The organism is Janthinobacterium sp. KBS0711, assembly GCF_000988085.1.
GTDB classification, from domain to species: domain Bacteria; phylum Pseudomonadota; class Gammaproteobacteria; order Burkholderiales; family Burkholderiaceae_D; genus Janthinobacterium; species Janthinobacterium lividum_E.
On sequence record NZ_LBCO01000033.1, the window covers coordinates 37,739 to 62,786 of the forward strand.

The window sequence follows — 25,048 nt, forward strand, 5'->3', positions numbered from 1 at the left end:
TGTGTTCCCCACCTACCGCGCCCACAATGAACAGGCGATGGCGCATTCGGCGATTGCCTATGCCAAAGCCCACATGCGCCGGCGCATGATGGCCGTCACCAGCTCCATCGGCCCGGGCGCCACCAACTTGCTGACGGCCGCCGCCCTGGCCCACGTCAACCGCTTGCCCGTATTGCTGTTGCCCGGCGACGTGTTCGTCTCGCGCGCGCCGGACCCGGTGCTGCAGCAGCTGGAAGATGCCACGGATGGCAGCGTTTCCGTCAACGATGCGTTCAAGCCGCTGTCGCGCTATTTCGACCGCATCGTGTATCCGGAGCAATTGCTGACGGCCTTGCCGCGCGCCATTGCCGCCTTGACGGACCCGGCTGCTTGCGGTCCCGTCACCTTGTCCCTGCCGCAAGACGTGCAGACGATGGCGTATGACTATCCGGTCGATTTTTTTGAACCGCGCATTGTGCGTTTCCGCGCCTTGCCGCCTGTCGAGCAGGAACTGGAAGAGGCGGCGCTGCTGTTGAAAAACGCGAAGCAGCCGCTGATCGTCGCCGGTGGCGGCGTGCTGTATGGCAAGGCCAGCGCCGCCCTGCAGGCGTTTGCCGAGCGCCATGGCATTCCCGTGGCGGAAACCCAGGCCGGAAAAAGTGCCTTGCCATGGGACCACCCTTTGCAGCTGGGCGCCATCGGCGTGACGGGCTCGCCTGCGGCGAATGCCCTGGCGGCGGACGCGGACGTGGTGCTGGCCATCGGCACGCGCCTGCAGGATTTCACCACCGGGTCGAACTCCCTGTTTGCGCAGGCGCAATTGGTCAGCCTGAACGTCAACAGCTTTGACGCGCTGAAACGCCGTGGCCTCGGTGTGCAGGCGGACGCGACCTTGGGCTTGCAAGGCCTGTCGCGGCTGCTGGGCAGCTGGAATAGCGCGGGCCAGTGGATGGACCGGGCGCAGCAGGCAGGGAACGCGTGGCGCGAGACGGTCAAAAGCATCACGGGCCGGCGCGACGTGGCCGGCTTGCCGTACGACGGCGAAGTCATCGGCGCCGTGCAGCGCTCGTCACCGGACTCGACCGGCAACGACATCGTCGTCTGCGCGGCGGGGACTCTGCCGGCCGAGCTGCATAAACTTTGGCGCACGTCGACGCCGGGCGGCTATCACATGGAATACGGCTACTCGTGCATGGGTTACGAGATCGCCGGCGGCCTTGGCGTCAAGATGGCCAAGCCGAAATCGGAAGTGATCGTCATGGTGGGTGACGGCAGCTATCTGATGATGAATTCGGAAATCGCCACCTCCGTCATGCTCGATAAAAAACTCATCATCGTCGTGCTCGACAACCGCGGTTACGGTTGCATCAACCGCCTGCAGCAGGCGTGCGGCAATCCTTCGTTCAACAATATGTTGCCCGATAGCGCCCCGCACATCGACTTTGCCCTGCATGCGCAATCCTTGGGCGCGCTGTCCGAGCACGTGGCCTCGATTGCCGAGCTGGAACAGGCGATGCTGCGCGCCCGCGCCGCTTCCCGCACGTACTTGATCTGCATCGATACAGACGACACGCGCACGACCGAAGAGGGCGGTTGCTGGTGGGAGGTGGCCGTGCCAGAGGTTTCCACCCAGCCAGCCGTGCAAGCTGCGCGCGCCCGTTATGAACTTGACCGCCAAGGACAACAACAATGAACGCACCGACATGGAATGTGAAGATCGGCATCAACCCGATCTCGTGGATGAACGACGATTTACCCAGCCTGGGCGGCGAAACGCCTTTGGAAACGGCCCTCAAGGAAGGCGCCGAGATCGGCTACGTGGGTTTTGAGCTGGGCAACAAGTTTCCGAAAAATGCCCCGGCCCTGAACGCCGTGCTGGGGAAATACCAACTTGCCTGTGTTTCCGGATGGTATTCGGGACGGCTGGCGCAGCGCTCCGTGGAAGAGGAAATCGCTGCCGTGGCATCGCACTTGCGCTTGCTGGCCGACAGCGGCGCCACCGTCATGGTCTACGGCGAAGTGGCCGACGCCATCCAGGGGGAAGCGCGCCCGCTGTATAAACGCCCGCGTTTCCAGTCGCAGCAGCAATGGCAGGAATACGCCAACAAATTGACGGCCTTTGCCGCCCATCTGCTGGCGCACGGCGTGCGCCTCGCGTATCACCATCACATGGGCGCCTATGTGGAAACGCCGGCCGACGTGGACCAGTTGATGGCCTTGACGGGATCCGAAGTGGGCTTGCTGTTCGACACGGGCCACATCACGTTTGCCGGCGGCGACGCGCTGGCGGTGCTCAACAAGCATATCGACAGGATTTGCCACGTGCATTGCAAGGACGTGCGCCCCAACGTCGTGAAACTGGCCCGCAACGGCCACTGGAGTTTCCTGCAGGCCGTCATCAATGGCGCCTTCAGCGTGCCTGGCGACGGCAGCATCGATTTTCCTGCCATCCTCACGCGACTGTACCTGCACGGCTATGAGGGCTGGCTGGTGGTGGAAGCGGAGCAGGACCCGGCCGTGGCCCCCAGCTACGCATACGCGAAGATGGGCCACGATTACCTGGCCAAGCTCGTCGAGGCCATCCCGCGCATGAAACGGGAGGCGGCATGAGCCCGCTGCTCGTCAAGGCCCGGCCGGGTTCCACTATCGTCGAGGTGACACCGGAATCGGCCGGCTGGACGCATGTCGGTTTCGCCGCGCACCGTCTTCCAGCGGGCGAGTCCTTGCAACTGGACACGGGCAAGCGCGAGCTGTGCATCGTCGTGCTGACGGGCACAGTCACTGTGCAGGCCGGCGAACAGGCTTGGCGCGAGATTGGTAACCGCCAAAGCGTCTTCGAGGACTGTTCGCCGTACGCCGTGTATGCCCCAATAGCAACCACGGTCGGCATCACGGCCGTGAGCAATGCCGAGGTCGCCCTGTGCAGCGCGCCGGCCACGACCCACCGTCCGGCGCGCCTGATCGATCCCGCCACTATGACGCGTTCCGTGCGCGGCAAGGGCGCCAACACGCGCTATGTGTGCGACATCCTGCCGCAGACGGAAGAAGCCGATGGCTTGCTGGTGGTCGAGGTGGTCACGCCATCGGGCCATTCCTCGAGCTATCCGCCGCACAAGCACGATGACGACAATATTCCGACCGAAAGTTCGCTCGAGGAAACCTATTACCACCGCCTCAACCCCGAACAGGGCTTTGCCTACCAACGAGTCTATACGGACGACCGCAGTATCGATGAAGCCATGGCCGTGGAAAACCACGACGTGGTGATGGTGCCGCGCGGCTACCATCCCGTGACCGTGCCGTATGGCTACGATGGCTATTACCTGAACGTGATGGCCGGCCCCAAGCGGGTCTGGCATTTTAAAAATGATCCAGCCCATGACTGGCTGATGACGAAATAACCAAGGACAAGCAATGACAACGCAACAGATCGGCCACTTTATTGGTGGCAACCCCATGGCTTCGCGCGCCGAGCGCACGAGCGACGTCTTCAATCCCGCCACGGGCGCCGTCACGGCCAAGGTGTCGTTGGCGACGCCGTCCGAGCTGAATGCGGCCGTGGCGGCAGCCCATGCTGCCTTTCCCGCCTGGTCGCAAACCTCGCCGCTGCGCCGCGCCCGGGTCATGTTCAAGTTCAAGGAGTTACTCGAGCAAAACGCCGACAAACTGGCCGAGCTGATCACGCATGAACACGGCAAAGTCTTTACGGATGCCAAAGGGGAAGTCACGCGCGGCATCGAAGTGGTGGAGTTCGCCTGCGGCATCCCGCAAATGATGAAGGGAGAGTATAGCGAACAGGTAGCCGGCGGCATCGATGCCTGGTCGATTCGCCAGGCGCTCGGCGTGTGCGTCGGCATCACGCCATTCAACTTCCCCGTCATGGTGCCGATGTGGATGTTCCCGATGGCCATTGCCTGCGGCAATACGTTCGTGCTGAAACCGTCCGAGCGCGATCCGTCGGCCAGCCTGCTGCTGGCGCAATTGCTGACGGAGGCGGGCTTGCCGGACGGCGTCTTCAATGTGCTGCAGGGTGACAAGGAAGCCGTGGATGGCTTGCTGCACCACCCGGACGTGCGCGCCGTCAGTTTCGTCGGTTCCACGCCGATTGCCGAATACATCTATGCCACCGGCTGCGCGCAAGGCAAGCGCGTGCAGGCGCTCGGAGGCGCCAAAAACCACATGGTCGTCATGCCGGACGCGGATATCCCGCAAACCGTGGATGCCCTGATGGGCGCGGCGTTTGGCTCGGCCGGCGAGCGCTGCATGGCTATTTCTGTCGTCGTGGCGGTGGGCAATGTGGCGGACCAGCTGGTGGAAGCCTTGGTGCCGCGCATTGCCGCCCTGAAAATCACGCAGGGCATGGATTTACAAGCGGAAATGGGTCCGGTGGTCACGCAAGTGCACAAGGACAAAATTGCCGGCTATATCGCCAAGGGTGTGGACGAGGGCGCCAAGCTGGTGGCCGACGGGCGCGGTTTCGTCTTGCCCGGCCACGAAAACGGCTTTTTCCTTGGCGGCAGCCTGTTCGACAATGTGACGCCGGAAATGACGATCTACAAGGAGGAAATCTTCGGGCCCGTCCTCTGTATCGTGCGCGTGCCGGACTTCACGACGGCGCTGGACCTCGTCAATGCGCATGAATATGGCAACGGCACGGCGATCTACACGCGCGACGGCAACACGGCGCGCGAATATACGCACCGGGTGCAGGTGGGGATGGTGGGCGTGAACGTGCCAATCCCCGTGCCGATGGCCTTCCACAGCTTCGGCGGCTGGAAGCGCAGCCTGTTTGGCGACCACCATGCGCACGGTCCGGAATCCGTGCGTTTCTACACGAAACAGAAGGCCGTCACGCAGCGCTGGCCGGCATCGACGGCGGCAGGCGCCGAGTTTGCCATGCCGACTCTGAAGTAAAGTACCGTGTAAACCCGGCTGGTTCGCTTCTTGCTTACTGCAATTGTTGTGTTTAGCCATTGCAGATCGCTCCCATGACGTCCAGCCGTACCCAGCCTTTGCGCATCGTTGTCGTCAACACCATTGTCGAGCACGGCGTGCACGAGAATGCGGCCTTGGCTGCCCAGGTGCAGCGCGGCAATGCCTTGCGCATCGGCTTGCTGGAATCGGGCTTCGACATCGTCGCCTCGCTGCCAGCCGACCTCTACCTTCCCGAGCGCATCGCGCAACTGCAGCCTGACCTCATCATCATCGATGCCGAATCGGACGCGCGCGACGTGCTCGAGCACATCGTCATCGCCACGCGCGACGAGCGCCGCCCCATCGTATTGTTTACCGAAGACGGCGCCACGGCCAGCATCGACGCGGCCATGGCGGCCGGCGTCTCCGCCTATATCGTGGCCGGCCTGCATGCCGAGCGCATCCAGCCCGTGCTGAACGTGGCCCTCGCGCGCTTTCGCCAGGAAGAAAAGTTGCGCGCCGAATTGCTCGACACGCGGCACAAGCTGCAGGAACGCAAGGTGATCGAGCGGGCCAAGGGCCTGTTGATGACGCATCACGGCTTGACGGAAGAGCAGGCTTACCAGCGCTTGCGCAGCATGGCCATGAACAAGAAACTCAAACTGGCGGACATCGCCCAGCGCATCCTCGACGTGGAAGATTTGCTGGGATGAGCCGGTATGCCAATTTTATGACGTGTTTTTATGACATATTGTGGTGCAGTGCACTGTATTGGTGCAATGTTGCCAGCAAGGTCAGGCAAAGGAATCAAGTATGACAGAGCAAACGGGTAGCCCGGCGGCAAGCAGCGCCCACGCGATGCGGTCCCTGCATCCGGAAAAACAGACGATACGCATCGGCTATCTGCCGCTGACCGATTGCGCCTCGCTGGTGATGGCCTCGAAACTGGGTCTCGATGAAAAATACGGCATCAAGATCGAACTGAGCCGGGAGATGTCGTGGGCAGGCGTGCGCGACAAATTGAATAGCGGCGAACTCGACGCTGCCCACGTGTTGTACGGTCTCGTGTATGGCGTGCAGATGGGCATCGGCGGGCAACAGCACGACATGGCCGTGCTGATGAACCTCAATCACAGCGGCCAGGCCGTGACCTTGTCGGCGGCGCTGGCGCGCGAGGGCGCCCACGATGGCCCCACCTTGGCACGGCACATGCGCGGCGCGGCGCGGCCATTTGCGTTTGCGCATACTTTCCCTACCGGCAACCACGCGATGCTGCTGCAATACTGGCTGGCTGCGCATGGCATCGATCCGCTGCGCGACGCGCGCGTGATGACGGTGCCGCCGTCGCAGATGGTGGCCGCCTTGCGCGCGGGCCAGATGGATGGCTTTTGCGCCGGCGAACCGTGGGGCTACAAGGCCATCGTCGATGGCGTGGGCGTGACGGCCACCACCAGCGGCGCCATCTGGCCCGACCATCCGGGCAAGGTGCTGGGCACCAGCGCCGTATTTGCGCAGCAGCATCCGAACAGCTGCCGCGCCCTGATCGCCGCCGTGCTCGAGGCGGGACGCTGGATCGACGCCAGCGACAGCAACCGGCTGGCCATGGCGGCCACATTGGCCGAGCCCGCTTACCTGCATACGCCGCAGGAAACCCTGGCGCCCCGCATCCTCGGCCATTACCAGGATGGCCTGGGCAAGACCTGGGACGAGGCGCACGGCTTGAAATTTTACGGCGATGGCGCCGTCAATTTCCCGTATTTGTCCGACGGCATGTGGTTCATGACCCAGCACCGGCGCTGGGGCTTGCTGCGCGACGAACCCGATTACCTGGCGGTAGCAAGGCAAGTCAACCGCATCGACCTGTACCGCCAGGCGGCGGAGATGACTGCCACGCCCGTACCAAAAGCACCCATGCGCAGCTCGACCCTGTGCGACGGCGTCGTGTGGGACGGCAGCGCGCCGGAAGCGTACGCGGCATCGTTTGCCATCGGCCATTTTTTCTGATTGGAGAGTGCATCATGACGCAATGTGGTAGCGTGACCCTGGTCGGCGCCGGTCCCGGCGACCCGGACCTGCTGACCCTCAAGGCCGTGAAGGCCATCGCGCGGGCCGACGTGGTGCTGATCGACGACCTCGTCAACCCGGCCATCCTCGCCCATGCGGCACCAGGCGTGCGCGTGGTCGAGGTGGGCAAGCGGGGCGGTTGCGCTTCCACGCCGCAAGCGTTCATCGAGCGCCTGATGCTGGCCGAGGCGCGCGCGGGCCTGCACGTGGTGCGCCTGAAGGGGGGCGACCCGTATCTGTTCGGACGGGGCGGCGAAGAGCGCGCCTACCTGCGCAGCCATGGCGTGGCCGTCGAAGTGATCCCGGGCATCAGCAGCGGCCTGGCCGCGCCATCGTCCATTGGCGTGCCGCTCACGCACCGCGGCTGGAGCCAGGGCGCCATCTTCGTCACGGGCCACGGCAAGGATGCCGCGTCCGAGCCGAACTGGTCGGCCCTGGCGCAAAGCGGCTTGACGCTCGTCATCTACATGGGCGTGGCCAGGGTGGCGACGATCCAGGCCGGCTTGCTGGCCGGCGGCATGGCACCCGGCACGCCTGTGGCCGTGGTGCAATCGGCCAGTCTGGCCACCCAGCGCCAGTTGCTGAGCACCTTGCAGCGCTTGCCGGACGATCTGCAGACCAGCGGCCTCGGCAGTCCCAGCATCATCGTCGTGGGCGACGTGGTGCGCTGCGCCGACGCCTGGGATGACCATGGCGCAAGCACATTGCAGGCTGGAGCGTTGCGGGAAGCTTGAGCGCCAGGTGTTTTCCACAGCAACCACCCTGCGCGCTTTTTTTCTTGCACAAGCGCGTCGGGCATGAGCTTTGATAGTATCCTCGTACTTGCTGGGCGGCCGCGGCGCCGCCCATTCGAGGAAACCGGAATAAGCGATCGACAATGCACACTTTGAGCAAGGGCGGGGCGGGATCAGGTATCAGGATATGGGCGGGCGGCCTGCTGCTGGCCCTGGCGGTGGGCGGCGCCTTGTATGCGGGCGCGGCGCGCACGGTCAATGACGACGCCGAACAGCGTTTCGACAATCTCACGCATAGCGCCCAGCACAGCCTGATCACGCGCGTAAAAAGCTATTCCGACCTGCTGCGGGGACTCGAAGCCCTGTTTCGCACCAGCGAGCACCTGACGCGGCGCCAGTTCCACGATTACGTGACCGGCCTCGATATCGTGCGACAGTTCCCGGCCATCGAATCGGTCAACTACGCGGCGGCCGTGCCGTCCACGCAGCGGGCCGCTTTCATCGAGGCCGTGCGCCGTGATACCAGCCTGGCGCCGCGCGGCTATCCCGCTTTCACCATCCGGCCCGCGGGGGAGCGGCCTGAATACACGGTGCTCACTTACCTGGAACCCGATTCCCTGCTGGCCGAACGCATGGGTGTCGATATCGGCGCCAACCCGCTGGTGGCGCAATCGCTGGCGCAGGCGCGCGACAGCGGCCAGGTCAGCGCGTCGGGGCAGGTGATCATGATCAAGGGGCCGCCCGCGCACGTGGGCCTGGGCATGCGCCTGCCCGTGTACCGCAATGGCATGCCGCAAGGCAGCGTGGCCGAGCGCCGCGCCGCCTACCAGGGTTCCGTCGGCATCGGCTTTGGCGTGGCGCAGCTGGTGCACAGCGCGCTCGAACGCAGCGCCCTGGAGCCGCTGCACCTGACCCTGTACAGCGCGGCCGACCCGTTGACGGCCAGCGGGACCCTGTCCATCACGCCGCAGGACCGGCTGCTGTTCAATGATGACGGCGACCTGGCGGCGGCGCCGCCGCAACCGGGCAGCGATGCCGACTATTTCGACCAGGTGCTGCCCGTCGCGTACCAGGGCGGCCTGTGGAAGGCCCATTTCCGTGTGCGCAAGGCGGAGCTGTACAGCCCCTTCGACCGCTATTTCCCATGGCTGGCGCTGGCCGTCGGCGTGGCCGGCACCCTGCTCATTTATGGCTACATCTTTACCTTGTACCGTTCGCGCCGCAACGCGGTGGCGCAGCGCACCCTGCTCGATACGGTGCTCGACAGCGTCGACGCCTACGTCTACATGAAGGATGCCGACTTGCGCTACCGCTACGTGAATGCGCGCACGGCCACCATCCTGGGCCGTCCGGCGGAGCAGCTGATCGGCCGCCAGGATGGCGAGTTGATGCTGGGCGATGCGGCCGCCGCCGCGCAGCTGACGGAGCGCCAGGTCTTCGACAGCGGCGCCAAGTTCGTCGGCGAGGAGCGCTTCGTCGATGCGCAGGGCCAGGTGCATCACCTGTGGAGCGTGAAGGTGCCGCTGGGCTTGCCCGGTCCCGTCACGGGCCTGATCGGCCTGTCCACCGACGTGACGGAATTGCACCGCCTGAAAGAGCAGGCCGACGCGGCCAGCCAGGCCAAGAGCGACTTCCTGTCGAACATGAGCCATGAAATCCGCACGCCGATGAACAGCATCATCGGCATGGCGCACCTGGCGCTCAAATCCGTGGCCGACGCGCGCCAGCGCGACTACCTGCAAAAAATCTACCATTCGGGCCAGCACTTGCTGGGCCTGATCAACGATATCCTCGATTTTTCCAAGATCGAGGCGGGCAAGCTGGAACTGGAAGTGCTGGACTTCCGCCTCGACACCCTGCTGGCGAACGTTGCCAGCCAGCTGGGCGACGCGGCCGCCGTCAAGGGCCTGGCGCTGCAGTTCGATATCGCGCCGGAGCTGCCGCAGCGCTGGCGCGGCGACCCGCTGCGCCTGGAGCAGGTCTTGCTGAACCTGACCAGCAACGCCATCAAGTTTTCCGACAATGGCAGCATCTTCGTGCGCGTGCGCCAGTCCGAGGAACGCGGCAGCTACGCCATGCTGCGCTTCGAGGTGCAGGACCGGGGCATCGGCATGAATCAGGAAGAGGTGGCGCAGCTGTTCCGCTCCTTCCACCAGGCCGACCCGTCGACCACGCGCAAGTATGGCGGCAGCGGCCTGGGACTGGTGATCAGCAAGCAACTGGTGGAGCTCATGGGCGGCAAGGTGGGCGTGTACAGCCAGCCGGGCCTGGGCAGCACCTTCTGGTTTACGGCGCGCCTGGAGAAAAGCGCGCAGGCGGCCGACGAGCGCATCGCCGAAGTCGAGCCGGAAGTATTGGGCGTGATACGCGGCGCGTCCATCCTGCTGGTGGAAGATAACGTCTTCAGCCAGCAGGTGGGCTGCGAATTGCTGGAAGACGCCGGCGCCACCGTCTGCGTCGCCGGCAATGGCCGCGAGGCGCTGGAATTGCTGGCCCGCCAGCGCTACGACTGCGTGCTGATGGACGTGCAGATGCCGGAGATGGACGGCTTCGAGACGACGCGCCGCATCCGCGCCGACCCGAAACTCACTGGCTTGCTGGTGATCGCCATGACGGCCAATGCGGGCAGCGAAGACCGCGCGCGTTGCCTGGAGGCTGGCATGGATGAATTCGTGACCAAGCCGATCGCCCCGAATCTGCTGTTTCACCTGCTGGCGAAATGGTTCCGCTTACGTGGGGGTATTGGCGGCGTCGGCAGCATGGGCCAAGCGCGCGCAAGCGACAGGCTGGCGGCGCCGAAAGCGACGCCACCGGGCGCCGCGCCGGAGTTGCGCGATACGGCCATCCTCGACCTGGCCACCCTGGCCCTCACGTTCAGCAATGACGCCGTGAAGATGCGCAAATACACCCAGTTGTTCCTCGACACGGCGCGCGACGGCATCGCCGAAATGGAGCAAGCCATGGCGCTGGAAGACCTGGGGCGCCTGGCCGACCTGGGGCACCGCAGCAAATCGTCGGCGCTGGCCGTGGGCGCCCATGCCTTTGCGGGTCTGTGCACGTCGATCGAAGGCTTGCGCCTGGGCGGCGATCTGCAGCAGGCGCGCGCCTTGCTGGCGGCCCTGAGGCCGGCGCTGGCGCAGGTGGCGGAACAAATTTCCATGGAATTTGCCGCCAGCGACGCCCCCTGACGCACGCAGCGGCGATAATAGGCGTTTGACGTCTCTGGCCACCCGGCCGGAGACGCGGCAACCCATCGGATCAGCATGCATACACCCGTCACGCCCGGCCTCCTTATCCTGCACGGCAACCAGCTGGAACAGCTGCGCGCCGCCGTCTTCCAGTGGCTGCGCCAGCATCCGCTGGCGCCGCTGGAAACGGATATCTTCCTGGTGCAGTCGAACGGCGTGGCCGAATGGCTGAAGATTGCCCTGGCCGAGGAGATGGGCGTATGCGCCGCCACGCGCATCGCGCTGCCGGCGCGCCTGCTGTGGGAAAGCTACCGGGGCATGCTGGGGCGCGACAGAGTCCCGCGCGTGTCGCCGTTCGACAAGTCCCCGCTGACGTGGCGTCTGATGCGTCTGTTACCGTCGCTGCTGGCCGACCCCGTGTTCGCGCCGCTGCGCTACTTCCTGGCCGATGGCGATTGCGAACGTCGGCTGCAGCTGGCCGAGCGCCTGGCCGACCTGTTCGACCAGTACCAGGTCTACCGCGCCGACTGGCTGGCCGACTGGGCGGCGGGGCGCGACCAGTTGCGCACGGCGCGTGGTGAATCCATCGTTTTGAAGGAAGACCAGCGCTGGCAGGCGCAGTTGTGGCGCGCCGTGGCGGCCGACGTCGAGGATGTCGAGCGCGACACGGGCCGCGCCGACATCCACGATGCCTTCCTGGCGGCGATTGCCGCCGGCGATGCGCCGGCTGGCAAGCTGCCGCGTAGGGTGGTGCTGTTTGGCGTGTCGGCCTTGCCGTACCAGACCTTGCAGGCGCTGGCCGCGCTGGCGCGCCACACGCAGGTGGTGCTGGCCGTTCCCAATCCGTGCCAGTTCTACTGGGGCGACATTATCGACGGGCGCGACTTGCTGCGCGCGGAAAACAAGCGCCAGCGCCAGCGCAACGGCACCGACCTGGCGCAAATTCCGCTGGAAGAACTGCATGCGCACAGCCACCCGCTGCTGGCCAGCTGGGGCAGGCAAGGGCGCGACTTCATCCGCATGCTCGACGAATTCGACGAACACGCGCAAGCGGAAGGGCGCGACGACAGCCTGCGCATCGACCTGTTTGGCGAGGAGGTGGGCGAGACCCTGCTGCAGCAGGTGCAGGTGGCCATCCGCGAACTGCGTCCGCTGGCCGAGCATGAACAGGTGCCGCCCGACGCGGCCGACCGCTCGATCGAATTTCACGTGGCGCACAGCGTGCAGCGCGAAGTGGAAGTGCTGCACGACCAGCTGCTGGCCATGTTCGCGCACAGCGCCGAGACGCTCTTGCGTCCGCGCGACGTGGTGGTGATGGTGCCTGATATCGATACCTTCACGGCCGCCATCCACGCCGTCTTCGGCCAGTACCGGCGCAACGACGAGCGTTTCATCCCGTTCGAGATCGGCGACGTGAAGGACCGCAGCGTGAACCCGCTGCTCGTCGCGCTCGAGTGGCTGCTGCAACTGCCGCAGCAGCGCTGCCGCCAGAGCGAAGTGCGCGACCTGCTCGACGTGCCGGCGCTGGCCACCCGCTTCGGCTTGCAGCCGGACGACCTGGCCACCCTGGGCGCCTGGATCGAAGGGGCGGGCGTGCGCTGGGGCCTGGACCAGCATCACCGCAGCGGCCTGGGGCTGGGCGCGGCCGGCGAACAGAATGCGTGGATCTTTGGCGTGCGGCGCATGCTGCTCGGCTATGCCAGCGGCAGTGGCGCCAGCTTTGGCGGCATCGAGCCATATGCGGAAGTGGGCGGCCTCGATGCGGCGCTGGCGGGCTCGCTGGCGCAGCTGGTCGAGGCGCTGCTGCACTGGCGTACCGTGCTGGCCGGCGCGCGCACGCCGGCCGAGTGGGGCGTGCAGGCGCGCGCGCTGCTGGCCGCCTTCTTTGACGCCGACGACGAGGGCGACCGCCTGACCCTGGCGCAGCTGGAAGGCGCCTTGCAGGGCTGGCTGGAAACCTGCGAGCATGCTGGCTTTGTCGAGTCGGTGCCGTTGTCCGTGCTGCGCGTGGCGTGGCTGGGCGCGCTGGACGAACCGACCCTGAACCATCAATTCGTCTCCGGCGGCGTCACGTTCTGCACCCTGATGCCGATGCGCGCCGTGCCGTTCCGCGTCGTATGCCTGCTGGGCATGAACGATGGCGATTTCCCGCGCCGCGCGCAGAAGGCCGATTTCGACTTGCTGGCGCTGCCCGGCATGGCGCGCCCGGGCGACCGCTCGCGCCGCGACGATGACCGCTACCTGATGCTCGAAGCCTTGCTGGCCGCGCGCGACAAATTGTATGTGAGCTGGGTGGGGCGCAATGTGCGCGACAATTCCGAGCAGCCGCCGTCCGTGCTCGTGTCGCAGCTGCGCGACTACCTGGCGGCCGGCTGGTCGCTGGACCGCCACCTGGTCTCCCTGACGACCGAGCACGCGCTGCAGCCGTTCAGCCGCCGCTATTTCGAGGCCGATGGCTTGCTGACCTATGCGCGCGAATGGCGCATCGCGCATGCCGATGCGGATGCACAGGCCGAGGAACTGGCGCTGGGGCCCTACGAACTCGATCCCGGTACGCGCTTGAAACTGGGCGAACTGGCCAGCTTCTTGCGCCAGCCCGTCAAGTACTTTTTCCGCCGCCGCTTGAGCGTGCATTTCGCCGACGCGGCCATGCTGGGCGAGGATGAAGAGCCGTTCGGCCTGAATGCGCTCGAGCGCTATCTGCTGGAAGACACCATGCTGGACGATGGCGGCGCGGTGGAAGCCTTGGACGACGTGCGCGCCAGCCTGGAAGCACGCGCGGAAAAGCTGGCGCGCGAAGGCGTGCTGCCCATCGGCCTGATCGGCCGGCAAGTGCAGGCGCAGCTGGTCGAGGCGCTCGTGCCCGTGCGCAGCGCGTGGTTGTCGCTGCGCGCCTCGTTCCCGTACGCGGCCGACAAGCGCGCCATCAACTTGCCGTTTGGCGAGGTGCAGATCGACGATTGGCTCGACAGATTGTGCAGCAACGGGCAGGACACGGCCTGGCTGATGCAGATATCCTCGAAGGTGACGGACAAGGGCGGCCTGGCGCGCGGCGACAAGCTGATGCTGATGTGGTTGCGCCAGCTGGCCGCCGCCGCCCTCGGTTTCCCCGTCACCGGCTACCTGGTGGCGCGCGACGCCATCGTCAGCATGGCACCGCTCGATCCGGTCACGTCGCGCGACGCGCTGGCCACCTTGCTGGTGCTGTGGCGCGAAGGCATGAACCATCCGCTGCCCACGGCCTGCAAGACGGGCCTGGCGCTGGTGCAGCAGGGCGACCCGCGCACCGTGTATGACGGTGGCTTCGACATGACTGGCGAGCGCGCGGAACTGTGTTTGGCCCGCCTGTGGCCCGAGTTTTCTGCTTTGGCTGCGGAGGAAGCGTGGGAAGACTGCACGCGCGAGCTGTATGGTCCGCTGGCCGACTGGCTGCAACAGCACATCACGATCGACCCGATCAGCGCGCCCGATGATGATGCGGGAGAAGAACAATGACGAGCCATTTGCTCAACCCCCTGGCGTTCCCGCTGCATGGCTCGCGCCTGATCGAAGCGTCGGCCGGTACGGGTAAAACCTGGACCATTGCCGCGCTGTACGTGCGGCTCGTGCTGGGGCATGGCGACGACGACAGCCGCTTTACGCGTCCGCTGCTGCCGGCCGACATCCTCGTGATGACATTTACCCGCGCCGCCACGCGCGAATTGTCGAATCGCGTGCGCGAGCGCCTGATCGAGGCGGCCGCTTATTTTCGTCACGAATTTGGCATTGAATCCGGCGGCAGCGACCCGTTTCTCGACGCCTTGCTCGAATCCTATCCTGACGAGAGCGAGCGGCAAAAGGCCGCGCACCGGCTGATGCTGGCCGCCGAGACGATGGATGAAGCGGCCATTTTCACCATCGACGCCTGGTGCCAGCGCATGCTGCGCGAGCACGCGTTCGACAGCGGCAGCCTGTTCGACGAGGAGCTGGTCAGCGACGAGCAAGCCCTGTTCGAGGATGCGGCCCACGATTACTGGCGCCAGCAAGTCTATCCCTTGCCGCCGCAGGCGCTTGACGTGCTGCTGGCCTGCTGGCCCGACGTCGGCGCGCTGAAGAAAGGCGCGCGCGAGCTGGCGCGCCGCGCCGACATCATGCGCATGGCGGACGAGGAAGCGTTGTCGGCACTGATCGCGCGCGAACAGCGGGCCCTGGCCGCGCAGCTGGCCACCCTGAAGGCGGGCTGGGTCGAGCGCGTGGACCAGATGGCCGTGTGGATCAACGACCACCGCGCCGCCAATCCCAAGTGTTTTAACGGCGTCAAGATGAGGCCGGAAAACCTGGCGAAGTGGTTCGATGGCTTGCGCCGCTGGGCGCAGGATCCCCTGTTGCTGCTGCCGGCCATCACGGCCAAGGCGTGGGAGCGCCTGACGCCGTTCGGCATCGAGGATGGGTTTGCCAAGAGTTTCACGGCCCAGGTGCCCGAGTGCTTCGAGCATACGGAGGCGCTGGGGATCGCCCTGGCGGGTATCACGCCGCTGGCGCACAAGCTGCATCTGCATGCGGCGGCGGCCATCGCGCGGCGCATGGACCAGTTGAAGCGCCAGTCGCGCCAGTTCGGCTTTGCCGACATGCTGCAGCGCTTGCACGACGCGCTGGCCGGCGAAAATGGAGTGGCCCTGCGCCAGCGCATCATCGACCAGTATCCGCTGGCCATGGTCGATGAATTCCAGGATACGGCGCCGGCCCAGTACCAGATTTTCAACCTGCTGTACCGCATCGCCGACAACGACCCGGCGCTGGGCCTGTTCCTGATCGGCGACCCGAAACAGTCGATCTACGGCTTTCGCGGCGCCGACATCCAGAGCTACCTGGCGGCGCGGCGCGCCACCACCGGGCGCCACTATCAGCTGGGCACCAACTACCGCTCGACGGCGCCCTTGGTGGCGGCCGTCAACCAGCTGTTCCTGCACGCGGAGCGCGACGAGGTGCCGCTTGGGGCCTTCCGCTACCGGCAAAACGGCGAGAATCCGCTGCCGTTCGAGGCCGTCGACGCCAAGGGCCGCGCCGAGCACCTGGTGAACGCCGGCGGCCCGTTGCCGGCCCTGCTGGCCGCCTGCGCCAGTGATGAAGCGCTGCGCGGGGACAGCTACCGCGAGTATTTCGCGCAGCATTGCGCCGAACATATCGTCGCCATGCTGGGCGATGCGCAGGCCGGTTTTACGGGCCCCGACGGGTTTGCGCGCTTGCAGCCGGCCGATATCGCCATCCTCGTGCGCGACCGCAAGGAGGCGGCGGCCATCCGCCGCGCGCTGGCGCGCCGCCGGGTTGCCAGCGTCTACCTGTCCGACAAGGATTCCGTCATCGACAGCGAGGAAGCGCAAGACGTGCTGCGCTGGCTGGCTGCGCTGGCCAATCCCCTCGACGGGGGGCTGGCGCGCGCCGCCTTTGCCACGCGCACCATCGGCCTGTCGCTGGGCGAACTGGCGCGCCTGTCGAGTGATGAACTGGAATGGGAGCGCCGGGTCGAGCAACTGAAGGCCCTGCACCTGATCTGGCAGCGCCAGGGCGTGCTGGCCATGCTGCGCCGTTTCATCCACGAATTGCAATTGCCCGCCATGCTGCTGCAGCAGACGGGAGGCGAGCGGCGTTTGACGAATCTGCTGCACCTGGCCGAGCTGCTGCAATCGGCCAGCCGCCAGCTCGATGGCGAGCAGGCGCTGATACGCTGGCTGGCCGAGCAGATCGCAGGCGAAGGCGAAAACGGCGACGAGCGCGTGCTGCGCCTGGAAAGCGATGCGGAGCTGGTGAAGGTCATCACCGTGCACAAGTCCAAGGGACTCGAATATCCGCTCGTGTATCTGCCGTTCGCCGTCACGGCGCGCAAGGTGGATAAACGCAACCGCAGCTTCTTCGAGTATGCGGGCGACGATGGCGAACGCCGTCTCGACCTGTCCTTGTCCGACGAGGCGATGGCGGCGGTGGAAGAGGCGCGCATCGAGGAAGACTTGCGCCTGCTGTACGTGGCGCTGACGCGGGCGCGCCACTTTCTGTGGCTGGGCGTGGCCGCCCAGGCGGCGCGCAAGGCGGGCGAGAATACCTTGCACGAATCGGCGCTCGGCTACCTGTTGACGGGCGGCGACAAGCTGCCGTTCGACCAGCTGATGCTGCGCTGGCAGCAGGTGGCGGGCAGCTGCGACGCCATCTACGTCAGCACCTTGGGGCAGCCCGACGCCTGCACGGTGCTGGACCGGGTGGAGCGGCGGCCCGAGTTGCGTCCCGCGCCCGTGTTCGCGGGCGAATTCGAGCGCGACTGGTCGGTGGGCAGCTTTACTTCGCTGACACGCCAGATCGGCGCCGTGGCGGCCGCGCACGTGCCGCAGCGGGCGCTGGAAGAAACCTTGCTGGAAGACGGCACGGCGGTGGCCGTGGCCACGCCGACGCACATGGGCGACGCGCCGTGGCACCGCTTCCCGCGCGGTTCCGTGCCTGGCAATTTCCTGCACGAGCAGCTCGAGTGGATGGGTGGCGAAGGTTTTGACAGCGTCCGCGATGATAATTTCAACACGCGCCTGGCCGCGCGCTGCGAGCGGGCTGGCTGGGGCCACCGCCAGGACGACGCCATCGCCTGGCTCAGGGAAATCGCCATCACGCCGCTGCCGCTGCTCGATGCCTCGCTGTCGCAGCTGGACAGCACACTGTCCGAGATGGAGTTCTGGTTCCCCAGCGAGCATTTGTCCACGGCGGCGCTCGACCAGCTGTGCACGCGCTTGCTGCTCGATGGGGCATCGCGTCCCGTGCTGCCGCGGCGCCAGCTGCACGGCATGCTGAAAGGCTTTGCCGACCTGGTCATCGAACGGGATGGCCGCTACTGGGTGCTCGACTACAAGTCGAACGCGCTGGGCGCCAACGACGCGGCCTACCACACGCAGGCGCTGGCGGCCGGCATGGCGCAGCATCGCTACGATATCCAGGGCGCGATCTACATGCTGGCCCTGCACCGGCTGCTGAAAAGCCGTCTTGGCGATGCCTACGACCCGGCCGAACACCTGGGCGGCGCCATCTTCCTGTTCCTGCGCGGCATCGCGAATGCGGACACGCATGGCTGCTACTGGCTGGCGCCGCAACTGGAACTGCTGGACGGCCTCGATCAACTGTTAGAAGAAACGGAACACCATGCAGCATAACGTGCAGTTGGATACCCTGCAGATGGATGCCTTGTTCAGCCATGTCGACGGCCTCGCCGAGGCAGGGCACCTGCGCCGCCTGAGCGCCGCCTTTGCACGCTTTATCGCCAGCCTGGACGAACAGACGCCGAATGCGTCCGCCGTGGCCGTGGCCGTGGCGTGCGTGGTGCTGTCCGAGCTGGAAGGGCGGGGGCACAGCTGCCTGATGCTGTTTGAGCTGGCCAGCGAACCGTCGCAGCTGCTGGGCTGGAGCGAAGAGCTGTGGCATGGCGTGCTGGCCGTTTCCGGTCCGCTGCCGGGCAGCGTCGCTGGCTGGCGCGCGCTGCTGGCCGGCGCGCCGCAGGTGTGGCAGGTTGGTGCCCCCGACGTGAAACAGCCGCTGGTGCTCGATGGCGACCGCCTGTACCTGCGCCGCTACTGGCGCGACGAGACCCTGGTGGGCGAAAAAATCGCCGCGCGCGCGCAGGATTTGACGAATCCGCCGCTGCCGCAGGTGCGGCTATGGCTCGATATCCTGTTCGACCAGCCGTCCAAGGACGGTGGCCCGGACTGGCAGAAAGTGGCGTGCGCCATCGCCCTGCGCGGCAAGGTGGCCATCATCACGGGCGGCCCGGGGACGGGCAAGACCTACACGGTGGCCAGTTTGCTGACCTTGCTGTTTGCCGTCTCGCCGCAGCCGGAGCAGCTGCGCATCGCGCTGGCCGCGCCGACCGGCAAGGCGGCCGCGCGGCTGAAGCAGTCGATCGACAAGGCTTTGGAAGGTTTGGCGGCCAAGGCGGGCGATGCGTTGCCCCTGCTGGAACTGGCGCGGCGCATGGGCGCGGCGCGCACCCTGCATAGTTTGCTGGGCGCGCGACCCGATACGCGCGCCTTTGCCCACCACGCGGGCAATCCGCTCGACGTCGACGTGCTGATCGTCGATGAAGCGTCGATGGTGCACCTGGAAATGATGGCGTCCGTGCTCGACGCCTTGCCGCCCACGGCGACCTTGATCCTGCTCGGCGACAAGGATCAATTGGCGTCCGTGGAAGCGGGCGCCGTGCTGGGCGACTTGTGCCACGACGCGCAGGCGGGCGGCTACACGGACGCCACCATCGCGTATGCGCAGGCGGCCAGCGGCGTGGCCATTCCGCCCGCCTTTGCGGGGGCGGCAGGCGCGTTGGCGCAGCAGACGGTAATGCTGCGCCACAGCCACCGCTTCAGCGGCCCGATCGGCGAACTGGCCTTGGCCGTGAATGCCGGCAGGCCCGATCTGGCCAAAGCCTGCTTCGCAGGCGACAGCGGCGGCCAGCTGGGGTGGAGCGTGAGCGCGCAGCCGGACGAGGTGCTGCGCCTGGCCTTGCGCGGGCGCGCGGAGGCACCGGGCGGCTACCAGCCCTACCTGGCGCTGGTGACTGCCGGCGAGGCCGCGTACGCGCAGCATGACGACTGGGTGCGCGCCGTGCTGCATGCGTTTGAAGCATTCCGCATCCTGTGCGCCGTGCGCGAGGGCGAGTGGGGCGTGGCCGGCCTGAACACGGCCATCGAGCTGCGCCTGGAAAAGGAAGGCTTGATACGCCGCAGCGAATGGTATGTGGGCCGTCCCGTGATGGTCACGCGCAACGATTACGGCACGGGCGTGTTCAATGGCGACATCGGGTTGACCTTGCGCGATCCGGCGCGGCCGGGATCATTGCGCGTGTATTTCCTGGAAGGGGAGAACGTGCGCAGCGTGCTGGCCACGCGCCTGCGCCACGTGGAGACGGCGTTCGCCATGACCGTTCATAAATCGCAGGGCTCGGAATTTCGCCACACGGTGCTGGTGCTGCCGCAGGAAGGCGGCGCCATGCTGGCGCGCGAACTGGTCTACACGGGCATTACGCGCGCGCGCGACTTCTTTACCCTCGTCTCGCCCACGCAGGCCGTGCTGTTCGACGCGATTCTGCGCCGCACGCAGCGGGCCAGCGGCTTGAGAGGGCTGATCGGCTGATGGGTTGGTGGGGCTCGATAGATTTCCACATGGAAATATATCTGTTGTATTCCGAATATTGATGAAATTTGTTCCGATTTTTGTGTGAAAATGCTTTCATAGAGAAAGCGGTGCAACAGCACTGTTTCACGCCAATAAAATCGAAACGAGGAGTCCATCATGTTGTCTTCCCTTCGCACGCGGCTGGTGCTCATTTGCGTGGCCATCGTCGTCCTGTCCATGCTGGCCTTGTCGGCCGCCAATTACGTCACCACGCGCGGCAGCATGCTGGCGTCGTCGGACCAGCAGATGCAGCAGCTGCTGCAAAGCCAGTCGGCCGTGCTGGCGCAATGGGTCGATGGCAAGAAAAAGGTCATGGCGTCCGTCGTCATGTCGGCTGAGACGCCCGATCCGCTGCGCGCCTTCCAGATCGCGGAAAAGGCTGGCGATTTCGCGGAAGTGTTCATCGGCTACGTGGACAAGCGTTCCGTATTTACCCATCCTGGCCGTCCGGCCGATTTCGATCCCACGGCGCGCGCCTGGTACACGGATACCGTCAAGGCGGGCGTGCCGATGCTCACGCCGCCGTACGTGGATGCTGCCAGCCACAAACTCGTGGTGTCGTTCACGGCGCCCGTCGGGCCGAAAGAGGCATTGGTCGGCGTGGCGGGCGCGGATGTGCTGCTCGATACGGTGATTGCCAACGTGGTGGCGATCAAGCCGACGCCGCACAGTTTTGCCTTCCTCGTCGACCAGAGCGGCACCATCATCGCCCATGCGAACAAGGACCTGAGCCTGCAGCCGGTGGCGAAACTCGATGCGGCGCTGTCGGCCGCGCAGGTCAACCGCCTGGAAAGCACGCGCACCAGCGACGCCGTGCGCCTGAACGACCGCGACGGCAAGCTGTACGTCACGCGCGTGGCGGGCACCGACTGGCTGCTGGCCGTGGTGCTCGACCAGCAGGAAGCCATGCAAGCCTTGCAGACGATGCTGACGACGGCCACCGTCACGGCCGCGCTGCTGACGGGGCTGGCCGCGCTGCTGCTGTCGCTGCTGGTGTTCAAGATGCTCAAGCGCCTGGAACTGGTGCGTGACGCGCTCGACGACATCGCCTCGGGCGAGGGCGATTTGACGCGCCGGCTCGACGCTTCCGGCGTGGATGAACTGGCGCAGATCGCCGGCGCCTTCAACCGCTTCATCGACAAGATCGCCGCCGTTCTCGTGAAAATTCGCACGGCCAGCGAGTCGGTCAAGGTATCGTCATCGGAAATCGCCGCCGGCAACCAGGACCTGTCGTCGCGCACGGAGCAGCAAGCCAGTTCGCTGGAAGAGACGGCCGCCTCGATGGAGGAGCTGACCAGCACCGTCAAGCAAAATGCCGACAATGCGCGCCAGGCCAACCAGATGGCGCAATCGGCGTCCGGCGTGGCCAGCAAGGGCGGGCAAGTGGTGGCGCAGGTGGTCGATACCATGGCCTCGATCAACGATTCGTCGAAGAAGATCGTCGACATCATCAGCGTCATCGACGGCATCGCCTTCCAGACGAATATCCTCGCCCTCAATGCGGCTGTGGAAGCGGCGCGCGCGGGTGAGCAGGGACGGGGCTTTGCCGTGGTGGCGACGGAAGTGCGCAGCCTGGCGCAGCGCTCCGCTGGGGCGGCCAAGGAAATCAAGCTGCTGATCGACGATTCGGTGAGCAAGGTCGATTCGGGCGCGCGCCTCGTCGACGAGGCTGGCGCGACGATGCAGGAAATCGTCGACAGCGTGCGCCGCGTCACCGACATCATGGGCGAGATCACGGCCGCCAGCGTCGAGCAAAGCTCGGGCATCGAACAGGTGAACCAGGCGATCGCGCAAATGGACCAGGTGACGCAGCAGAACGCGGCCCTGGTGGAAGAGGCTGCGGCTGCGGCCGAAAGCCTGCAAGACCAGGCCAATACCCTGGCGCAGGTGGTGGGCGTGTTCAAGCTCGATGAGGGGCAGGCGCCGGCCTCTGTCAAACCGGTGGTGCGCGCACCTGCCGCGCCGCGCCTCGCCAGCAGTGCGGCAAGGACGCCTGCCGTCAAGGCGGAGCGCAGCGAGGAGTGGGAGACGTTTTAAGCCGGTTTCCAGGCGCGCCGTGGCGCCAGGGTCGGCGCCATCTGTTTCGCCACCTCGAAAAAAGCGTTGGTGGCCGGCGTGTTCTGGCGCCGGTCGCGCACGGCCAGGCCCACCTTGCGGCTGACGGGCGGATTCAGGGGCAGGGCGACCAGCTCAGGATACTGTTCGCGCAGGCGCTGCGGCAGGGCCAGTTCGGCGACGATGGACACGCCGTCGCCGCGGCTGACCATGTCGAGGATGGTGATCACCTGGCTGATGCGGTACGGCACCTGCGGCTGCAGCCCCGCGTTGGCGAACAGCGGCTCGATCAGGCAGGCGCAGCCCGCCTCGGACATGATGAACGGCCCCTCGCACAGCTGCGCCAGGGTGATGGAGTTTTCGCTTGCCAGCGCATGGCTGCGCGGCACCAGCGCCATCATCTGGTCTTCCACCAGCGGCGCCGTATCAAAACGCTCGTCGGGCAGCACGACGAAGCCCACGTCGACCCGGCGTTCGCGTATCCACTGCACCACCTCATGGTCGGCGCCTTCGTCGATGCGCAGGTCGATGCCCGGATAGCGCAGGCGGAATTGCGCCGTGATGGCGGGCAACAGATTCAAGGACGAGGTGGGGCCAAACGAGCCGATGCGCAGGGTGCCCTGGCGCTGGCCCAGCACGTCGGCCGCTTCCTGGCGCATGGCTTCGGACAAGCCGAGGATTTCGCGCGCGCGCACGAGCAGCTGGCGGCCCACGTCGGTCAGCTCGGCCGAGGCCTGGTGGCGCACGATCAGGTCCACGCCCATCTCCTTTTCCAGCGCCTTCAAGGCGTGCGAGACGGCCGACTGGCTGATGCCCAGCTGCGCGGCGGCGGCGGAAAAGCCGTGCAGTTCGGCCACCAGGGTAAAAATTTCCAGTTGCGTGAAGGTCATGGTGTGGTTTCTTTGATGTATGAGTATTTACTCATTATTTCATGAGTTGATATTAGTATTAATATATATCTGCAGCGTCCGCTGCACAAGCGACATCATAGGACTTTCCATGCGCACTACCGCCATCCCTTCAGCCGCCTTGCCTTCCGTGCAATCGCCGCTCGTCTATCTCAAACTCATTTTCGTCGCCCTATTCTGGGGCGGTACCTTTATCGCGGGACGCGTGCTGGCGCAGCAGATGCCGCCCATGACGGCCGCCAGCGGACGCTTCGGCGTGGCCGTGCTGTTGCTCGTTGTGCTGGCGTGGAAACTGGAAGGGGGCTTGCCGCGCCTGGACCGCAAGCAGCTGATGACGACGGCCGCGCTGGGCCTGACGGGCATCTTTCTGTATAACCTGTGCTTCCTGGCGGCCCTGTCGCGCATGCCGGCCGGGCGCACGGCCCTGTTCGTGGCCTTGAATCCCATCGTCACGGCGCTGGCCTCGGCCATGCTGTTTCGCGAACGGCTCGGCTCCTTCAAGTGGCTGGGGATCATGCTGGCGTTCTGCGGCACGGCCATCGTCATCACGCGCGGCGACCTCGCCGGCGTGCTGCATGGTAACGGCGGCGGCATCGGCGCCGGCGAGATCTTCATGTTTTGCGGCATTTCCAGCTGGGCCGCCTACACCCTGATCGGCCGGGTCGCGCTGAAGGGCTTGAGCCCGATTGCCGCCACCACGTATGCGGCGATGTGGGGCCTGGTCTTTTTGCTGGTGGGGGCGGCCGTGGAATTTCCCACCGTGCCATGGCGCAGTTTCGGCTGGCAAGTGTGGGCCGCCATCGGCTACCTGGGCGTGTTCGGCACAGTGATCGGCTTTGTCTGGTATTACGAGGGCGTCAAAGCGCTGGGCCCGTCGCGCACAGCCGTGTTCAACAACCTCGTGCCCGTGTTCGGCATCGTGCTGGCGGCGGTGTTGCTGGGCGAGCCGGTGCTCGCCTCGATGCTGGTGGGCGGGGCGGTGACGATTGCCGGCGTCATCATGACCAACCGGCAAGCGAAATAGTTCCGGGGTCAGTTGCGCTCAGCGGGCGCGGCGGCGCTTACTTGGCTTCGCCGGCGCCTTCTTGTGCCGGCTGACCGAGGCGCGCATCACCTTCGGCTCTTCGATGCCGTTCTCGGCCGCCAGCATGCGGCGGATGTTGACGGCGTCCATGGCGCGCACGGAATTGGCGCGCGCGTTGAGCAAAATCATGGTGGCGAACTTGCCGGCCGACTTGATGCGCATGATCAGGCAGCGGCCCGCTTCATTTGTGTAGCCCGTCTTCGACAGGCCGATGTCCCAGCCTTTGGCGCCCACCAGGCGGTTCGTGTTGTGGTATTCCACGTCGCGGCCCTTGATCTGGATGATGTCCTTCGAATCCGTCGTGATACGGCTGATTTCCGGGTAGCGCGAGGCGGCCACGGCCATCTTGACGAGGTCGGCCGCCGTCGACTGGTTGTTCGGCGACAAGCCCGTCGGCTCTTCGATCACGGTCTGGCGCATGCCCAGGGCCTTGATCTTGGCGTTGACGGCCACGGCAAACGCCGTCGGGCCGCCGGGGAAGGTACGCGCCAGCGAGGCGGCGGCGCGGTTGTCGGACGACATCAGCGCCAGTTGCAGCACGTCGTGGCGGCTCAGGGTGGCGCCCACGGGCACGCGCGAGGTGCTGTGTTTCAAGGTGTCGACGTCTTCACGGTCGATGCTGATCTCTTCCTGCATGTTCGCCTTGGAGTCGAGCACGACCATGGCTGTCATGAGTTTGGTCAGCGAGGCGATGGGCACCACCACGTTGGAATTTTTTTCGAGCAAGACTTTGCCTGTACCGTCTTCGACCACCAGTATCGACTGGGAACCGAAGGGCACGGCGATGGCCGCTGTCGAAAGCGTCATCAGCACCGCGGCGAACATTTTTTTGAGCATGGGATTGTATGTGGAAAAGCAGTTTTGGGGCGCCATCGTGGGCGCTGCGCGCAAATCCGGGACGGGGCCGCGCGGGGACGCGGCGTGTATCTCGGAGGCAATATTTGCCAA

The 25,048-nt window shown here is 65.7% G+C and carries 15 protein-coding genes; 13 read left to right on the top strand and 2 right to left on the bottom strand.

All coding sequences use genetic code 11. The annotated features are described in order from the left end of the window. From iolD to VM94_RS18895, 12 genes are all read left to right on the top strand, one after another. Positions 1–1,672, top strand: a 1,672-nt coding sequence (iolD, locus tag VM94_RS18840; protein ID WP_082127863.1) for a 3D-(3,5/4)-trihydroxycyclohexane-1,2-dione acylhydrolase (decyclizing), incomplete at its 5' end; no start/stop codon positions are given. Continuing rightward, positions 1,669–2,589, top strand: coding sequence for a myo-inosose-2 dehydratase (gene iolE / locus VM94_RS18845; protein WP_046684868.1), 921 nt, complete (start codon positions 1,669–1,671; stop codon positions 2,587–2,589). The genes iolD and iolE, both read left to right, overlap by 4 nt. Continuing rightward, positions 2,586–3,380, top strand: a complete 795-nt coding sequence (gene iolB, locus VM94_RS18850; RefSeq protein ID WP_046684869.1) for a 5-deoxy-glucuronate isomerase — start codon at positions 2,586–2,588, stop codon at positions 3,378–3,380. The genes iolE and iolB overlap by 4 nt, the downstream gene beginning before the upstream one ends. Before the next feature lie 13 nt (positions 3,381–3,393). Continuing rightward, a complete protein-coding gene (locus VM94_RS18855) occupies positions 3,394–4,893 on the top strand; it encodes a CoA-acylating methylmalonate-semialdehyde dehydrogenase (protein WP_046684870.1) in 1,500 nt (499 codons plus the stop codon). Positions 4,894–4,967: 74 nt separating this feature from the next. Then, positions 4,968–5,606 (top strand): ANTAR domain-containing response regulator, encoded by a 639-nt coding sequence (locus VM94_RS18860; protein WP_046684871.1) that lies wholly within the window; start codon positions 4,968–4,970, stop codon positions 5,604–5,606. A gap of 100 nt (positions 5,607–5,706) precedes the next feature. Then, positions 5,707–6,897, top strand: a complete 1,191-nt coding sequence (locus VM94_RS18865) for a CmpA/NrtA family ABC transporter substrate-binding protein (RefSeq protein ID WP_046684872.1) — start codon at positions 5,707–5,709, stop codon at positions 6,895–6,897. A gap of 14 nt (positions 6,898–6,911) precedes the next feature. After that, the gene (gene cobA, locus VM94_RS18870) at positions 6,912–7,691 is read left to right on the top strand and encodes a uroporphyrinogen-III C-methyltransferase (RefSeq protein ID WP_046684873.1); all 780 of its coding nucleotides are present in this window, start codon (positions 6,912–6,914) and stop codon (positions 7,689–7,691) included. 143 nt (positions 7,692–7,834) lie between these two features. Further along, a complete protein-coding gene (locus VM94_RS18875) occupies positions 7,835–10,879 on the top strand; it encodes a CHASE domain-containing protein (protein ID WP_046684874.1) in 3,045 nt (1,014 codons plus the stop codon). Between the two features lie 75 nt (positions 10,880–10,954). Beyond that, on the top strand, positions 10,955–14,374 hold the full coding sequence (gene recC / locus VM94_RS18880; RefSeq protein WP_046684875.1) for an exodeoxyribonuclease V subunit gamma: 3,420 nt from the start codon (positions 10,955–10,957) through the stop codon (positions 14,372–14,374). Beyond that, the gene (gene recB / locus VM94_RS18885; RefSeq protein ID WP_046684876.1) at positions 14,371–18,042 is read left to right on the top strand and encodes an exodeoxyribonuclease V subunit beta; all 3,672 of its coding nucleotides are present in this window, start codon (positions 14,371–14,373) and stop codon (positions 18,040–18,042) included. Before recC ends, recB begins: the two co-directional genes overlap by 4 nt. Continuing rightward, positions 18,032–20,011: an exodeoxyribonuclease V subunit alpha gene (gene recD / locus VM94_RS18890; RefSeq protein WP_046684877.1), complete on the top strand. Its 1,980-nt coding sequence runs from the start codon at positions 18,032–18,034 to the stop codon at positions 20,009–20,011. Before recB ends, recD begins: the two co-directional genes overlap by 11 nt. A 159-nt stretch (positions 20,012–20,170) precedes the next feature. Further along, entirely contained in the window at positions 20,171–22,090 is a 1,920-nt protein-coding gene (locus VM94_RS18895) for a methyl-accepting chemotaxis protein (protein ID WP_046684878.1), read from the top strand. On the opposite strand, the gene VM94_RS18900 is transcribed toward VM94_RS18895, so the two are convergent. Continuing rightward, positions 22,087–22,998, bottom strand: a complete 912-nt coding sequence (locus tag VM94_RS18900; protein ID WP_046684879.1) for a LysR family transcriptional regulator — start codon at positions 22,996–22,998, stop codon at positions 22,087–22,089. The genes VM94_RS18895 and VM94_RS18900 overlap by 4 nt on opposite strands. A 109-nt stretch (positions 22,999–23,107) precedes the next feature. Between VM94_RS18900 and VM94_RS18905 the strand changes: the two genes are divergently transcribed. Then, the gene (locus VM94_RS18905) at positions 23,108–24,040 is read left to right on the top strand and encodes a DMT family transporter (RefSeq protein ID WP_046684880.1); all 933 of its coding nucleotides are present in this window, start codon (positions 23,108–23,110) and stop codon (positions 24,038–24,040) included. Between the two features lie 18 nt (positions 24,041–24,058). Here the strand turns inward: VM94_RS18905 and VM94_RS18910 are convergent, their stop codons facing one another. Then, complete coding sequence (locus tag VM94_RS18910; RefSeq protein ID WP_046684881.1) at positions 24,059–24,937, bottom strand: serine hydrolase; 879 nt, start codon at positions 24,935–24,937, stop codon at positions 24,059–24,061. Positions 24,938–25,048: the final 111 nt, after the last annotated feature.

Bases quoted from the DNA above. Each gene is read 5' to 3' on its own strand.
- recD (WP_046684877.1), top strand. From the start codon at position 18,032: ATGCAGCATAACGTGCAGTTGGATACCCTGCAGATGGATGCCTTGTTC.
- recC (WP_046684875.1), top strand. From the start codon at position 10,955: ATGCATACACCCGTCACGCCCGGCCTCCTTATCCTGCACGGCAACCAG.
- VM94_RS18875 (WP_046684874.1), top strand. From the start codon at position 7,835: ATGCACACTTTGAGCAAGGGCGGGGCGGGATCAGGTATCAGGATATGG.
- VM94_RS18855 (WP_046684870.1), top strand. From the start codon at position 3,394: ATGACAACGCAACAGATCGGCCACTTTATTGGTGGCAACCCCATGGCT.
- VM94_RS18895 (WP_046684878.1), top strand. From the start codon at position 20,171: ATGTTGTCTTCCCTTCGCACGCGGCTGGTGCTCATTTGCGTGGCCATC.
- VM94_RS18905 (WP_046684880.1), top strand. From the start codon at position 23,108: ATGCGCACTACCGCCATCCCTTCAGCCGCCTTGCCTTCCGTGCAATCG.
- recB (WP_046684876.1), top strand. From the start codon at position 14,371: ATGACGAGCCATTTGCTCAACCCCCTGGCGTTCCCGCTGCATGGCTCG.
- VM94_RS18860 (WP_046684871.1), top strand. From the start codon at position 4,968: ATGACGTCCAGCCGTACCCAGCCTTTGCGCATCGTTGTCGTCAACACC.
- cobA (WP_046684873.1), top strand. From the start codon at position 6,912: ATGACGCAATGTGGTAGCGTGACCCTGGTCGGCGCCGGTCCCGGCGAC.
- iolB (WP_046684869.1), top strand. From the start codon at position 2,586: ATGAGCCCGCTGCTCGTCAAGGCCCGGCCGGGTTCCACTATCGTCGAG.
- VM94_RS18910 (WP_046684881.1), bottom strand. From the start codon at position 24,937: ATGCTCAAAAAAATGTTCGCCGCGGTGCTGATGACGCTTTCGACAGCG.
- iolE (WP_046684868.1), top strand. From the start codon at position 1,669: ATGAACGCACCGACATGGAATGTGAAGATCGGCATCAACCCGATCTCG.
- VM94_RS18900 (WP_046684879.1), bottom strand. From the start codon at position 22,998: ATGACCTTCACGCAACTGGAAATTTTTACCCTGGTGGCCGAACTGCAC.
- VM94_RS18865 (WP_046684872.1), top strand. From the start codon at position 5,707: ATGACAGAGCAAACGGGTAGCCCGGCGGCAAGCAGCGCCCACGCGATG.